The following is a 14670-nucleotide window of genomic DNA, read 5'->3' on the forward strand; positions in this document are numbered from 1 at the left end:
TGAGGGAGTTTTATCAGGATTGCAATGCTCCTGTCGCGGTCAGCCCATGCCCAGCGGGTCTCGGCGATGGCGTGCCCGCCGCTTGTCGTCCCGCAGGCTCCACAGCGCGATGGCGCCCCAGGACAGGCAGTAGAGCAGCCCCGCCCCCAGTACCAGCCAGCCCGGGATCGGCCCTATGGCGGCGCGATCCAGCAATTCGGCGGGCGATTGCAGCGCGGCCGGATGCACCGCGATCTTGCCCAGATAGGCCAGGGTCTGGATCAGCAGGATCCAGAAGTAGTTCCGCCGGATCCGCCGGCCGATGGCGGTGCGCAGGCTGACGTGATAGGCCGGGCGGCGGTAATCGGCGGCCAGCCGGTCCTGCCAGCCGCTGTCCAGCCGCAGGTCGCCGTCGCTGAGCATCGGGGCCATGAAATGCAGCTCCATCCAGCGGCAGCGGGCACGCCAGACATTGAAATAGCGATAGCGCCGCGCCTCGAGCATCAGGAAGAAGACGATCAGGATGCCGACCAGCACCAGCGGCAGGGGCGAGGCCTGCGGCGAGGAAAAGGTGATCGACAGCGCCACCCCCAGCGTCACCACCGACCAGTTCGTGGTGGTGTCGAGCCGGGTGCGCCAGATCGTCGAACGATAGATCTCGGCCCGGTAGAGATGGGCCAGCGCCCCGATCTCGGCCGTGTCCAGCGGCTTGCGGCCGTTCCCTGATCCGTCCATGCGCGCATTCCCCCTGCGACCAGATTGGCAGGGCTTGGTTTTCCGGGCAAGAGCCGCATTTTCGGGCAGCGGCGCCCGGCGCGCAGCAAGAGCCCTCCGCGGAGCGTCTCCGGCGCGGACTCTTCGCGGCTCGCCGCCGGGCGAACCGACGGCCATGCGGCTTGCAGGCGCGGCACGGCCCCTTCGCGATCCGGACCCCGCCCGTCCTGCGTCAGGCCCACGCGCGCGCGACTAGGGGCCGCCCTGCGGAGCCTTGTCCTCCGCGATCTCCTCCGCCGCTGCGCCGGTCGGCAGCGGCAGGCGGATCTCGACCCGCAGCCCGCCCTCGGTGCGGTTGGACAGGGTCAGGCTGCCGCCATGTGCGCGGATCACGTCCTGCGCGATGGACAGCCCCAGCCCGGCGCCGCCGGTTCCGGGATTGCGGCTTGCCTCGCCGCGCACGAAGGGCTCGGTGACATGGGGCAGCAGCGGTTCGGGGATGCCGGGGCCGTCATCCTCGATGACGATCAGCACCGCCCCGGGGCTGGACTGCAACCGCAGCCGGGCGGGGCCGGCATAGCGCCGCGCATTGTCCAGCAGGTTGCCGATCGCCCGCCGCATCGCCACCGGCCGCAGCTGCAGGATCAGCGGCCCCGCGCCGGCATAGGTCACGCCGCGGTCGGCGCAGAGCCGCGCCAGCAGCGCATCCAGATCCTCGGGCCGCGCCGGCTCGGAGTCGCCGCCGGCCGAGGCGGCGTGCAGCAGCCCGTCCGCCATCACCGCCATCTCGTCCAGCGCGCGGATCATGTCCTGGCGCTGATGCTCGTCTTCTAGCAGCTCGGCGCGGATGCGCAGGCCGGTGATCGGCGTGCGCAGGTCATGGCCGACGGCGGCCAGCATGCGCATGCGCTCGGCCTCGAAACCGGCGATGCGGCGCTGCATGTCGTTGAAGGCATGGGCGGCCTCGCGCAGCTCGCTGGCGCCGCATTCGGTCACACGGGCGCTGCGGTCGCCGCGCCCGGCCGCCCGCGCCGCCTCGGCCAGCGCCTGCAGGGGCCGGGTCATGCGGCGGATGAAGATCAGCCCCACCGCCAGCGTGCCCAGCAGCGAGGCGGTCAGCGGCGCGAAGAAGCCGATCTTCCACTCCCAGGCTCGGGGCGAGGGCAAGGGATAGGCCAGCGCGTTCAGCCAGCGCCCGGCTTCTGCCCCGCGCTCCAGCCGGACCGAGACCAGCAGCAGCGGCGCGCGGCCCTGGACCCTTTCCGTGCCGCCGTCGCGGATCTGGATGTCGAGCCCGGGCAGATCGACGGCCAGCTGCGCCTCATGCGCGGGCAGCCGGGCGCTGCCGGGCAAGTCCAGCGGCGCGGCATCCAGCGAAAAGCGGGTGAAGCCGGTGCTGCTGCGGTCGGGCAGCGAGCGCGCCGTCTCGGGCTCGGCCAGTTCCAGGGCCGTGACCAGCGCCGAGAGGCGATGCAGGTCGCCCTGCAGCCGCACCGCGCGGTCGAAGGCGGTGCCCTCGCGGCCCAGCAGGATCGCGGCGATCAGGTTCACCCCCAGAAGCGCCGCGACCAGCAGCAGCGAGAACCGCGCGGCAAGCCCGTCGGGCCACGGCACGGCCCGCCTCATGCCAGTTCCTCGACCTCGTCGGCGGCCAGCCGGTAGCCGCCGCCCCATTCGGTGACGATCAGCCGCGGCGCGCGCGGGTTTTCCTCGATCTTGTGCCGCAGGCGGCTGACAATGTTGTCCACGGCGCGATCATAGGCCCGGGCCTCGCGCCCCGCCAGCAGGTCCAGCAGCCGCATCCGCGACAGCACCTGGCCAGGATGGTCCAGCAGCAGGCCCAGCAGCCGGTTCTCGCCCGAGGTCAGCGCCACCCGCTGGCCCGAAGCCAGCGTCACCTCGGCCCGGCCGGGATCGTGGACCAGCCCGGCAAAGCGCCGCCGCAGGGTGCCCGGTCCCGGCAGCTCGGGCGGCACGCGGCGCAGCACCGCGCGGATCCGCGCCAGCAACTCGCGCGGGTCGAAGGGCTTGGTGACGTAATCGTCGGCGCCGAGTTCCAGACCCGCCACGCGGTCGCCCTGCGCGGCGCGCGCCGTCAGCAGGATCACCGGCACCCGGCGGCTGCGCGCGAGATCCGCGCAGAGGCTCAGCCCGTCCTCGCCCGGCATCATCACGTCGAGGACGATCAGATGCACGCTCTCGCGGCCCAAAGCCAGGCGTGCCTCGGCCGCATCGGCCGCGAGGCAGGTGCGAAAGCCGTTGCGGCGCAGATATTGCCCCAGCGGCTCGCGGATGTCGCGGGCGTCGTCGACGATGAGGATGCGCGGTTCGCTGGCTTCGGTCATGCGGCTTGGGCCCGGTTCGGAAACGACGGAACGGCGGCACCGCGAGGGCGCCGCCGCGAATGCGGTCTGGGCGGGCAGCGCATCCGCCGCCCGCCGGTTTTTCAGAATGTCGAGGTCAGCGACAGATAGAAAGCCCGCCCCGGTTCGTTGAACGTGTTGGCGCCGGTGCTCGAGTCGGTGCGCAGCACGGCCCTGTCGAAGAGGTTGGTCACCCCGGCCGACAGCCGCGCCTTCTCGGTCATGTCCCAGCTCGCCCCCAGATTGACCAGGGTATAGGGGTCGCGCTCGTTCGTCTCGTCGAACTCGGCATTGGTGATCGAGCTGACCGTCGGCGCCTTGATCTTGCCGTAGCGCGTGGCGGAAAGCGTGACCGTCACCGTGTCCGAGGCGAACCAGTCCAGCGAGGCGTTGACGGTATAGTCCGGCACCAGGCTCAGCGGCTCGCCGTTCTCCTTCTTCTCGGACTTGATCATCTTGGTGAAATTCGCCGAGAAGGCGAAACGGTCGCCCAGATCGGTCGAGAAATTCCCCTCGAGCCCCGAGATCACCGCGTCCTTCTGGTTTTCCCAGCGATACAGCCGGTTGGTCTCGGCGCCTTCGTTGTATTGATAGGTCCCGGCGCCGATGCGGTTCTGATAGTCGTTGTGGAAATAGGTCAGGCTGGCCTCGATGCCGTTATGGCCGGCATAGGCGACGCCGATTTCCTTGTTCAGGCTGCGCTCGGGCTCAAGGTCGGGATTGCCCAGCACATAGCAGGGCCCGCCGACCCGCACGCCGTCCACATAGGGGCAGCCGTTGCCGCGGGTGGTATAGACATAGTTCGGATTCAGCTGGAACAGGTTCGGCACCTTGAAGGCGCGGGCCACGCCCAGCTTCATCGTCCATTCGTCGTTGAAGCGCCAGGTCGCGTTCAGGCTGGGCGACCAGTTCGTGCCGAAATTGTCGTTATAGTCGAAGCGCAGGCCCGGGGTCAGGGTCAGCTGCCCGCTCCATTCGATATTCGCCTCGGCGTAAAGGCCGATGGTGTTCTGGTCGATCTTGGGGTCGCGGTCGGCCGGATCCTCTGGGACGCCGGTCTCGCCGCCCAGCTCCGGCGGCAGGGTATTGGTGGTCGAGACCGCGTCATGCATGAACTCGCCGCGGTAATCGGCGCCCAGGGTCACGCGGCTGGGCTTCGAGCCCAGGCTCATCGGGAGGATCCATTCCGTCTTGGCGGCGACCGTGTCCAGATCGATGGTGCGGTATTCATAGGCGTCGTTCGTGCCGTCGCCGTCGGTATCGACGCAGGGGTTGGGGTTGTCCTCGACCGACCCGGCATTGCCGTTGCAGATCCGGGAATTGCCGGTGTTCTCCCACTGGATGTAGCTGTGCGATTCGCCGAAATCGTATTCGCCGCGATGGGTGACCGAGAAGGTGCGGCGATACATGCGGTTGGTTTCCGAACCCAGCAGCTCGGCCAGCCCATCGTCCACGGCGCCGCTGCGGGTATCGCCTGCGTAATCATTGCCCTGGCGCGAGAAATCCGTCTCGAAATCGAGGTGATGGCCGGGGGCGAGGTTCCAGCTCAGCAGCGCGCCCAGATCCTTGTTGGTCACCCCCTCGCGGCCGGCCAGCGGCGGCAGGAGCTCGCCGCTCTCGGGATCGATGCGCGGCGGGTTGAGGTCGGCCGCGTCGCCCTCGGTGCGGTTGTAATTGCCGAACAGCCGGAAGGTCAGCGTCTCGCCCACCGGGCCGGCCAGCATGAAGTTGGCGCGGTTGGTGCTGCCTTCCTTGCTGTTCTCGGGCACGTTCGTATGCATCGAGACCTGACCGGTGAAGGTGTCCGGGCGCTTGGTGATGATGTTGACCACCCCGCCCGAGGCGCCCGAGCCGTAGCGCGCCGCCGCCGGGCCGCGGATCACCTCGATGCGCTCGATCATCTCGGCCGGCACCCAGTTCGAGTCGCCGCGGGTGTCGCGCTCGCCGCCGCGGCTCATCTTGACCGCGTTGCGCGACATGACAGGCTTGCCGTCGATCAGGGTCAGGGTGTTTTCCGGCCCCATGCCGCGAATGTCGATCTGGCGCTGGTTGCCGCGCTGTCCGGTGGCGGTGGCGCCGGTCAGGTTCACGCCCGGCATCTTGCGGATGATTTCCGAAACGTCGTTCACCACCGGCGATTTCTCGAGATCCTCCTCGGTGATCTGCGACACGCCGAGCGATTGCTTGACCTGTTCCTCGGCCGTCAGCACGACGGTATCCAGAACCACCGTGTCTTCGGCGGCATCTGCGGCCTGCGCCAGCGCGGATCCCGAAAAGGCCGGGAGCGACATCAACAAACAAACCGCCGTGCTCGCGCCCCGGCGAGCGAAAAGCATCCCCATCACCTGCTCCTGTAGATTTGATCCGAAGGTGGCTGGCGGAATGCGGGCTTGGCTGCTTCAATCACTTGCGGGCAGGCGCATCAATCTGTCGGGCGGGATTCTTTTGTCGCGAAATGTCGCAGGCCGGCGCGTGCCGACCGGGCCGGGCCCGTCAGCCCAGCCGTTCGATCAGCGCCATGGCGGCCTGGGGATTGCGCATCTTGTGGCCGCTGATGACATAGAGATAGACGTCGCGCGGCCCCGCCGCGGCGTTCGGCCCGGCATAGTCCAGCCCCTCGGGCAGGCCGCCCAGGGCCCAGATGCGCGCCCGCTCGGCCCAGAGGTCCAGCGCCGCCTTGGAATAGCCCAGGGGCTCGTCTTCGGTGGTGCCCATGATGCGGGCATAGACGAAGGGCGCGGTCGGGTCGGCGATCTGCGGGAACTTGCCATCCGCCGCCACCGCCGCCGCGACGCCATGCTCGCGCAGCAGCGCCGGGAATTCGGGGCAGCGGAAACTGTCATGGCGCACCTCGACCACATGGCGCAGCGCCCTGCCCTCGACCGAGGCGGGCAGAAGCTTCAGGAAGGCCTCGAAATCCGCCGGGTCGAATTTCTTCGTCGCCATGAACTGCCAGTTGATCGGCCCGAGCTTGTCGCCCAGCAGCATCACGCCGCCGGAAAAGAAGCGCGCGATGGTCTCGCCCGCCTCGGCCAGCACCTTGCGGTTGGTGGCATAGCGCGGCGCCTTCACGGAAAAGACGAAGTCCTCGGGCGTCTCGTCATGCCATTTGCGAAAGCTCTCGGGCTTCTGCGCCCCGTAATAGGTGCCGTTGATCTCGATCGAGCTCAGCTGGCGGCTGGCATGTTCCAGCTCGCGCCGCTGCGGCAGGCCCTCGGGATAGAAGCTGCCGCGCCAGGGCTCATAGGTCCAGCCGCCGATGCCGATGCGGATGCGCCCCATCCCCTTCTTGTCCATGCCTCGCCCTCCTGTCGCTGCGACTCAGGGGATCATAGCCCAGGAGGGCCGGCACTCCGAAACCTGCTTTCAATCCGCGGCGCGCTTGCGGGTCAGCGAGAACTTGTAGGGCGAGACGCCGTATTGCGTCCGGAACACCTTGGAGAAATACGAGGAAGAGCCGAAGCCGCAGGCCACCGCCACCTGCATGACGCTGAGATTGGTCTCGGTCAGCAGCGAGCGGGCGTGCTGCAGCCGCACCTTGTTCAGGTATTGCAGCGGCGTGGTGTCCAGATAGCGCTGGAACAGCCGTTCCAGCTGGCGGCGCGAGATGCCCAGATGGCTGGCGCATTCGCCCAGATCCACCTCGTCCTCGACATGGGCCTCGATATAGGCCACCGCCCGGATCAGGTGGTCGTTGCGGGTGCCCAGCCGCACCGAGAGCGAGCTCAGCTGCTCTTCCTCGCCGCGCCGGATCTGGCCCAGCAGGCACATGTTCATCACCGCCTGGCTCAGCTCGGCGCCGTAGTAATCCTCGATCAGCTTCAGCGCCAGCTCGGCCGAGGCGACGCCGCCGGCGCAGGTGACGATGCGCTCGTCGATGCAGAAGATCCGCCGCTCGGGCGCGAGGTCGGGATATTTCTCGGAGAAGTTCGGGATGTTCTCCCAATGCAGGGTAAAGCGGCGGCCGTTGAGGATGCCGGCGCGGGCCAGCGCATAGGCGCCGGTGCAAAGCCCGCCGACCGTGCCGCCATGCCGCCATTGCTTGCGGATCCAGTCGGTCAGCTCGGCGCTGCAGGCCGCATCGGGCTCGACGCCGCCGCAGACCAGCACATAATCCGCGCTCAGCGCCTCGGACAGCGGCGCGTCGGGGACCAGCGGCACCCCGTTCGAGCAGGTGATGGGCGCCCCCGTCTCGCTGTGCACGCGCCATTTGAACAGCAGCTGTTCGGTCAGCTGGTTGGCCACCCGCAACGGCTCGATGGCCGAGGTGAAGGCCAGCATGGTAAAGCGCGGCATCAGCACGAAAGAGACCGTGATCGGCGCCCGGACCGGGGCCGAAAGCTTCACATGGGCGATGCCCCGCGCGATATAGCGTTCGCTGTCGTCGGCAGATTGCGGCACGATACCTTTCCCGAATGCTGCGCCCGGCGGGCGGGCCCGGCGTCGGTCCCGCATTGCCACAAGGCGCGGGGCGCTGCCAAGCCCCCTGCCCGCCCGTTTCCCCGCGGCCCGGCCCGCCCGCAGCGCCCCCGGACCGGACGGATCCGGATTGGCCCCGGTCAGCCAAGGCGCGCGACTCGGTGCTAGAACAACCCGTGGCTGCCGCCGACCGCGCCGATCGCCGCCACCACCGACAGCGCCAGCAGGATGCGGTGCATCCGCGCCAGCCGCGCGAAATCGCGGCCCGGCTCGGACGAGTGCTGCATGCGGCGATGCAGGAACAGCGGCTCGATCAGGTAGAGCATGGCCGAAAAGACCAGCCAGACCGCCAGCATGGCATGCATCCACCAGAACCGCGCCTCGGCGAAGCGGTGCCACATGTCGCCGCGCCAGACCATCCAGAAGCCGCTGGCCCCGGCCAGCAGCACCCACAGCCGGGCCTGCGGGGCGAAGCGCCCCTCGATGCGGTGAAAGAAGCGCAGCCGCTCGGCCGCCGGGAAGGCGGCGGCGACGGCGGGGATCAGCACCGTGGTGACGAAGGCCACGCCGCCGATCCAGAACAGCACGGCGACGACATGGACGATCCGCGCCAGGGTGAAGTCGTCCATGACGCCCCCCGCCTCAGGCCGCCAGCAATTCGTCGGCCGGGCCGAAGAATTCGTAATGGATCCGGTCCGAAGGCACGCCCGCCAGCGACAGCGCCGCGACCGCCGCGCGCAGGAAGGGGCGCGGGCCGCAGATATAGTAATCCGCCTCGCCGACCGGGGTGCTGGCCAGCAGCCATTCCTCGGTGATCAGCCCGGCATGGTCGTAGTCACGGCCCGCGACCTCGTCCGGCAGCGGCGTCTGGTGGAAATCGGTGACGCGGATCTGCGGCCGCCCCTCGGCCAGCGCGCGGACATGGGCGCGCATCGCATGGGTGTCGCGGTCATGCGTGCCGTGGATGTAATGCACCGGCACCTGCGCGCCCGACTGCACCAGCGCCTCCAGCATGGCGACCATCGGCGTCAGCCCCACGCCGCCCGACAGCAGCACCACCGGCCGCTCGGGTCGTTCGGGCAGGAAGAACTCGCCCGCGGGGGCGGCCACCTTCAGCACCGTGCCCGGCGCCTGCCGATGCAGCCAGCCCGAGGCCAGGCCCTGCGGCTCGCGCTTGACCGAGATGCGATAGCTCCGCCCGTCCGGCGCGGCCGAGATCGAATAGTTGCGCTTGGCCGGGGCATGACCGGGGATCTCGAACCAGAAGGTCAGATACTGGCCCGGCTTGTGCGCCATCACCGGCCCGCCATCGAGCGGGCGCAGCACGAAAGAGGAGATGGTGCTGCTTTCGCGGACGATCTCGTCGATGCGGAAGTCGCGCCAGCCGTTCCAGCCGCCCTGCTGTGCCAGCTGCTCGTCATAGATTCGCCGCTCGCGCGCGATCAGGATATTGGCAAGGAACCAGTAGGCCTCGCCCCAGGCCTCCAGCACCTCGTCGGTGGCGGCCTCGCCCAGCACGGCGCGGATTGCGCCCAGCAGCGCCTCGGCGACATGCGGGTAATGTTCGGGCAGGATCTGCAGGCCGACATGTTTCTGGGCAATGCGCTCGACCGCCGGCACCAGCGCCGTCAGATTGTCGATATTGTTGGCATAGGCCAGGATCGCCCCGGTCAGCGCGCGCGGCTGCGCCTCGGATGCGCCCTGGTGCGACTGGTTGAACAGGGCGCCGATCTCGGGGTTCTGGAACATGCGTGCATACATTTCACGCACGATATCAAGACCATGCGCTTCGAGCGCGGGAACTGTGGCTTTGACCAGCGCAATGGTCTGCGCGCTCGGTGGCTGCGGCATGCGGCTTCTCCTGCAAGGTCGCGCGGCGGCGTCTGCGGCCGCGACTCAAAAAACATGTATCGTGGATACATCTATCCTTGCCGCCAGAAACATGCAATCAGGATACATGTTTTATCGGAGTCCGCGATGCGCCTGACGCGCTATACCGATTACGCCATGCGCGTGCTGCTGTATCTGGGCCGCGAGCCCGGGCGGCTTTGTTCGATCGGCGAGATCGCGCAGGCCTACGGCATCTCGCAGAACCACCTGATGAAGGTCATCAACGATCTGGTGCATGCCGGCTTCCTGACCAGCCTGCGGGGCCGCCACGGCGGCATCCGGCTGGCGCGGCCGCCGGCCGAGATCAATATCGGCGCGCTGGTGCGCCATACCGAGGACGATTTCGACCTCGTCGGCTGCGGCCAATGCATCATCGCGCCGGCCTGCGGGCTGACCTCGGTGCTGGACGAGGCGCTGGCGGGCTTCATGGCGGTGCTGGACGGCTACAGCTTGGCCGATGTGCTGGCGCGGCGGCCGGATTTCTCGCATCTGCTGAACCCGGTGGCGCCGCGCGAGCCGGCGCGGCCCTGACCGGGATCAGGCGTCCGCGGGCCCCGCGTCGCGTTCCCGAAACGCCCAGTCCTGAAAGGCCAGGGCGTTTTCGGCCAGATCGGCGGGCTGCGGATCGCTGGCGAGCAGGTAATAGCCGAAATTCTCCAGAACGGTGACCGACGAAAGCTGCACCAGCCGGCCGCTGTCCAGGTCGTCGCGGATCATCGCCAGCGGGCAAAGCGCCACGCCCTGCCCGGCCAGGGCGGCGGCGCGCAGCAGGTTGAAATCCTCGAAGACCGGCCCGGCCTCGTCCGGTGCGATCCCGTCGCCCGCCCGCGACAGCCAGGCCCGCCAGGCGGAGGTGTCGGTATCGTGCAGAAGGCCCGCCGCCTTGATCCCGGCCGCCGAGGGCGGCGCCTTTCCCAAGGCGGGCAGCAGCGAGGGGTTGCAGACCGGCGCGCTTTCCCCCGGCATGAAGCCCAGCACCCGCACCCCCGGCACGGCCGGCGGCCCCTCTGAAAAGACGAAGGCGAAATGCGTGCTGCGGAAGTCGATCTCCTGCCCGTGCATGGCATAGACCACCCGCAGCGCCACCTCGGGATGCGCCTGCCGAAAGCGCGAGAGCCGCGGGATCAGCCAGCAGATCGCCACCGAGGGGATGGCGGCGATCACCAGCGGCTGCGCCTGGCCGGCGCTGCGCACCCGCCTGCAGGCGGCCTCGATCTCGGCCAGCGACAGGCTGAGGGTGCGCGCCAGCTCCTGCCCGCGGGGCAGGATGCGCGGCCGCGGCCCCGAGCGGTCGAACAGCGCCACGCCCAGGAATTCCTCAAGATGGCGGACCTGATGGCTGACCGCCGACTGGGTGACGAACAGCGCCTTCGCCGCCTCCTTGAAGCTTTTCAGCCGGGCCACCGCCTCGAAGGCGCGCAGGGCGTTCAGCGGCAGAAGCGACATGGGCGTTCCGGAACCATTTGAGATTTTCTCAAGTGAAGCATGAGAAACCGTCTTTTGACAAGAGCCCCTCCCGGCCCGATCCTGCCGCCATCCGAACCCCCGGAATGACGAAAGGAACCCCATGCAACGCGACAGGCTTCAGAGTTTCGTCGGCAATGGCGAGAAAGCGGCCCCGACCTTCTCGGCCACCGAGATGCAGCGCCGCCAGGACGCGATCCGCGCCCATATGGCGCAGGCAGGCGTCGATGCGGCGCTGTTCACCTCGTATCACAACATCAATTATTACGCGGATTTCCTTTATTGCCAGTTCGGTCGCCGCTACGGGCTGGTGATCGACCACGGCAAGGCGACCACCATCAGCGCCGGCATCGACGGCGGTCAGCCCTGGCGGCGCAGCTTCGGCGGCAACATCACCTATACCGACTGGCAGAAGGACAATTATTTTCATGCCCTCCGCCAGCTCGCCGGCAGCGCCAAGCGCATCGGCATCGAGTTCGACCATGTGAACATCGACCTGCTGGCCCTGCTGAAAGCCGAATTCCCCGGCGTCGCGTTCGTCGACATCGCCGCCCCCGCCATGCGGCTGCGCATGGTCAAGTCGGCCGAGGAGATCGCCCATATCACCGAGATGGCCCGCATCGCCGATCTGGGCGGCGCCGCCTGCGTCGAGGCGACCGCCGTGGGCGTGCCCGAGCACGAGGTGGCGCTGCACTCGACCGCCGCCATGGTGCGCGAGATCGCGAAAACCTGGCCCCATGCCGAACTGCTGGACAGCTGGACCTGGTTCCAGTCCGGCGTGAACACCGACGGCGCCCACAACCCCGTCACCAGCCGCAAGATCGAAGCCGGCGACATCCTGTCGCTGAACTGCTTCCCGATGGTCGCCGGCTATTACGTCGCGCTGGAGCGCACGCTGTTCGCTGAACATGCCAGCGACGCGCATATCCGGCTGTGGGAATTCAACTGCAAGGTCCACGACCGCGGCAAGGAATTGCTGGTGCCGGGCAAGAAATGCTCGGAGATCGCCGCCGAACTCAACGAGATGTATGCGGCCGAGAACCTGCTGCAATATCGCAGCTTCGGCTATGGCCACAGCTTCGGGGTGCTCTGCCACTATTACGGCCGCGAGGCGGGGCTGGAACTGCGCGAGGATTGCGACACGGTGCTGGAGCCCGGCATGGTCGTCTCGATGGAGCCGATGATCACCATCCCCGAGGGCATGCCCGGTGCCGGCGGCTATCGCGAGCATGACATCCTGGTGATCGAGGAGGCCGGCAACCGCAACATCACCGGCTTCCCCTATGGACCCGAGCACCTGATCGTCAAGGGCAAGGCCCAGGCCGCCTGACGCCCGCCGCCCGCCGGACCGCCCGGCGGGCAGGCCGAATGCCGATCATCCCCCAGACGCCCGTCGCCGGCCCGCATCCCCCGCGGGCCGGGCCGAACGACCATTGCCGGCAGAGGAGGCCGGCAAGGACACCCAAGGGAGGGTTGCCAATGTCCAATCCAATGCTCGCCTCGGCGGCCGAACTGCCGCAGGACGCGGCGCAAGGCGCCGAGGTCTCGCCCGATGTGGTGAAGAAGGTGCTGGGCGCCAGCTTCGTCGGCAATTTCGTCGAATGGTTCGACTATGCCTCATACGGCTATTTCGCCACTGTCATCGCCCATGCCTTCTTCCCCGAGATCGCGCCGACCAGCGCATTGCTGGCGACCTTCGCCGTCTTTGCCATCTCCTTCATCATCCGCCCGGTCGGCGGCATCATCTGGGGCGCGATCGGCGACCGGGTCGGCCGGCGCACCGCGCTGTCCTGGTCGATCCTGATCATGTCGGGCGCCACCACGGTCATCGCGCTGCTGCCGTCCTATCACCAGATCGGCATGCTGGCGCCGGTGCTGCTGCTGGTGGTGCGGATGGTGCAGGGCTTTTCGGCGGCGGGCGAATATGCCGGCGCGACCTCGTTCATCGCCGAATATTCGCCGACCCATCGCCGCGGGCTCTATACCAGCATCGTGCCGGCTTCGACCGCCGCGGGGCTGCTGGCCGGCTCGCTGATGTCGGCGGGGCTGTTCGCGCTGCTCACCGAGGCGCAGATGCAAAGCTATGGCTGGCGCATTCCCTTTCTGCTGGCGCTGCCGCTGGGCTTCATTGGCCTCTATATCCGGCTGCGGCTGGAGGACACGCCGAAATTCCGCGAGCTGGAAAAGACCCATCACGTCGAGGCCACGCCGGTGCGCGAGCTGTTTCGCAACCATCGCCGGCAGATCGCCATCGCCTTCGGCGTCACCTGCCTCAACGCCGTGGGCTTCTACCTGATCCTCAGCTACATGCCCACCTATCTCTCGACCGAGATGGGCATGGGCAAGGCCCAGGCCTTCCTGGCCACCAGCATCTCGCTGGCCAGCTATATCTTCCTGATCTTCCTGATGGGCATGCTGTCGGACCGGCTGGGGCGCAAGACGGCGCTGATCACCGCCTCGGTGCTGTTCATCGGCCTGACCGTGCCGCTGTTCAGCATGCTCGACGGCGCCAGCTTCGCCACCATCGTGCTGATCCAGATCGCCTTCGGGGCGCTTCTGACCGTCAACGACGGCACCCTGCCCTGCTTCCTGTCCGAAATCTTCCCGACCCGGGTCCGCTATTCCGGCTTCGCCTTCAGCTTCAACGCCGCGAACGCGCTGTTCGGCGGCACCGCGCCCTTCGTCGCGACCTCGCTGATCAGCGCCACGGGCAGCAAGCTGGCCCCGGCCTGGTATCTGGTCGGCGCCGCCGGGCTGGCGCTGGTCGCCATGCTGATGGCGCGCGAGACCGCCGGCAAGCCGCTGGAGGACTGACCGCCCCGCCCGAAGGGCCGGCCGCAGGCATGTCGCCCGCGGCCGGCCCTTACGCGTCCACCGCCGGCAGGAAGGCCCCGTTCAGTGCCAGGACATGGTCATGCACGCGCTGCGCCGCCGGCGACAGCGCCATGTCCTCGCGCCGCAGCAGGAACCAGCTGCGCTGGATCGGCAGCCCGACCGCCTTCAGCGCCACCAGCCGGCCCGAGCGCAGCTCTTCGGTGACGGTATGCTGCGAGATCAGCGCGATCCCCAGCCCGGCGATCACCGCCTGCTTGATGGTCTCGTTCGTGCCCATCTCGACCATGCGCCAGGGCGTGCCGTCGCCGATCCGGTCCAGGAAGCGCGTCATCAGGATGCGCGTGCCCGAGCCCGGCTCGCGCGCCAGATAGGTCTCGGCCAGCAGATCCTGCGGCAGGGCGGGATCGGCGGCGGCCAGAGGGTGATCGGGCGGCGCCACGATGATATGCGGATGCGGGCCGACAAGCTCGGCCAGCACCGCCGGGCTGCGCGGCGGCCGACCCATGATCGCCAGATCCAGCGCGCGCGAGCCCAGCCACTGGATCACCGTGTCGCGATTGCCGATGCGCAGCGTCACCTCGACCTCGGGCAGCGCCCGGCGCAGGTCGGCGACCAGCCGCGGCGCGAAATATTTCCCGGTCGAGACCACCCCCAGCGAGACGTTGCCGGTATGGCCGCTTTGCAGCGCCGCCACCCGGCGCGCGCAGGTCTCCAGCGCCACGGCGATCTGCGCCTCGGCCTCCAGCACCGCGCGCCCCTCTTCGGTGGCCAGAAAGGCGCCGTGCTCGCCCCGGATCACCATGGGGGCGCCCGTCAGGTCCTCCAGCGCGCGCAGCTGGCTGTGGACCGCCGGCGGGCTCAGCCCTAGGCTGCCCGCCGCCCCGGTCAGCGAGCCGCTGTCGATGACGGCGCGCAGCGCACGCAGCTGGCGAAGGGTGACGGCATCGAGGCGGGCCATTCAAAAATTCCGAAAATCATTTTTGCATTATTAAATGTTCCTTAAAAC

The 14670-nt window shown here is 68.4% G+C and carries 13 protein-coding genes; 3 read left to right on the forward strand and 10 right to left on the reverse strand.

The window, feature by feature from the left end; all coding sequences use genetic code 11:
• Positions 1 to 39: 39 nt before the first annotated feature.
• From LOS78_RS13630 to hmpA, 8 genes are all read right to left on the reverse strand, one after another.
• Entirely contained in the window at positions 40 to 714 is a 675-nt protein-coding gene (locus tag LOS78_RS13630) for a DUF2270 domain-containing protein (protein WP_230377103.1), read from the reverse strand.
• 231 nt (positions 715 to 945) lie between these two features.
• Complete coding sequence (locus LOS78_RS13635; RefSeq protein WP_230377104.1) at positions 946 to 2319, reverse strand: ATP-binding protein; 1374 nt, start codon at positions 2317 to 2319, stop codon at positions 946 to 948.
• The gene (locus tag LOS78_RS13640; protein WP_230377106.1) at positions 2316 to 3038 is read right to left on the reverse strand and encodes a response regulator; all 723 of its coding nucleotides are present in this window, start codon (positions 3036 to 3038) and stop codon (positions 2316 to 2318) included. Before LOS78_RS13640 ends, LOS78_RS13635 begins: the two co-directional genes overlap by 4 nt.
• Positions 3039 to 3139: 101 nt before the next feature.
• Complete coding sequence (locus tag LOS78_RS13645; protein ID WP_230378520.1) at positions 3140 to 5347, reverse strand: FepA family TonB-dependent siderophore receptor; 2208 nt, start codon at positions 5345 to 5347, stop codon at positions 3140 to 3142.
• A 202-nt stretch (positions 5348 to 5549) separates the two neighbouring features.
• Entirely contained in the window at positions 5550 to 6353 is an 804-nt protein-coding gene (locus LOS78_RS13650) for a DUF72 domain-containing protein (protein WP_028713755.1), read from the reverse strand.
• A gap of 69 nt (positions 6354 to 6422) precedes the next feature.
• Positions 6423 to 7457 (reverse strand): GlxA family transcriptional regulator, encoded by a 1035-nt coding sequence (locus tag LOS78_RS13655; protein ID WP_028713754.1) that lies wholly within the window; start codon positions 7455 to 7457, stop codon positions 6423 to 6425.
• A 182-nt stretch (positions 7458 to 7639) separates the two neighbouring features.
• A complete protein-coding gene (locus LOS78_RS13660; RefSeq protein ID WP_230377107.1) occupies positions 7640 to 8104 on the reverse strand; it encodes a hypothetical protein in 465 nt (154 codons plus the stop codon).
• A 13-nt stretch (positions 8105 to 8117) separates the two neighbouring features.
• A complete protein-coding gene (hmpA, locus tag LOS78_RS13665) occupies positions 8118 to 9326 on the reverse strand; it encodes an NO-inducible flavohemoprotein (RefSeq protein ID WP_230377108.1) in 1209 nt (402 codons plus the stop codon).
• Positions 9327 to 9452: 126 nt separating this feature from the next.
• Here hmpA and LOS78_RS13670 point away from each other — a divergent pair, with 126 nt between their 5' ends.
• Positions 9453 to 9896 carry an Rrf2 family transcriptional regulator gene (locus tag LOS78_RS13670; RefSeq protein WP_028713751.1) on the forward strand — a complete coding sequence of 148 codons (444 nt, stop codon included), beginning with the start codon at positions 9453 to 9455 and terminating at the stop codon, positions 9894 to 9896.
• Positions 9897 to 9902: 6 nt separating this feature from the next.
• On the opposite strand, the gene LOS78_RS13675 is transcribed toward LOS78_RS13670, so the two are convergent.
• Positions 9903 to 10811: a LysR substrate-binding domain-containing protein gene (locus LOS78_RS13675; protein ID WP_230377109.1), complete on the reverse strand. Its 909-nt coding sequence runs from the start codon at positions 10809 to 10811 to the stop codon at positions 9903 to 9905.
• A gap of 121 nt (positions 10812 to 10932) precedes the next feature.
• Here LOS78_RS13675 and LOS78_RS13680 point away from each other — a divergent pair, with 121 nt between their 5' ends.
• Positions 10933 to 12159: an aminopeptidase P family protein gene (locus tag LOS78_RS13680; protein ID WP_230377110.1), complete on the forward strand. Its 1227-nt coding sequence runs from the start codon at positions 10933 to 10935 to the stop codon at positions 12157 to 12159.
• 149 nt (positions 12160 to 12308) lie between these two features.
• Positions 12309 to 13643, forward strand: coding sequence for an MFS transporter (locus tag LOS78_RS13685; protein WP_230377111.1), 1335 nt, complete (start codon positions 12309 to 12311; stop codon positions 13641 to 13643).
• A gap of 49 nt (positions 13644 to 13692) precedes the next feature.
• On the opposite strand, the gene cbbR is transcribed toward LOS78_RS13685, so the two are convergent.
• Positions 13693 to 14622, reverse strand: coding sequence for a LysR family regulator CbbR (cbbR, locus tag LOS78_RS13690; protein WP_230377112.1), 930 nt, complete (start codon positions 14620 to 14622; stop codon positions 13693 to 13695).
• Between the last annotated feature and the right edge of the window lie 48 nt (positions 14623 to 14670).

It is taken from the genome of Paracoccus sp. MA, from assembly GCF_020990385.1.
GTDB lineage: Bacteria > Pseudomonadota > Alphaproteobacteria > Rhodobacterales > Rhodobacteraceae > Paracoccus.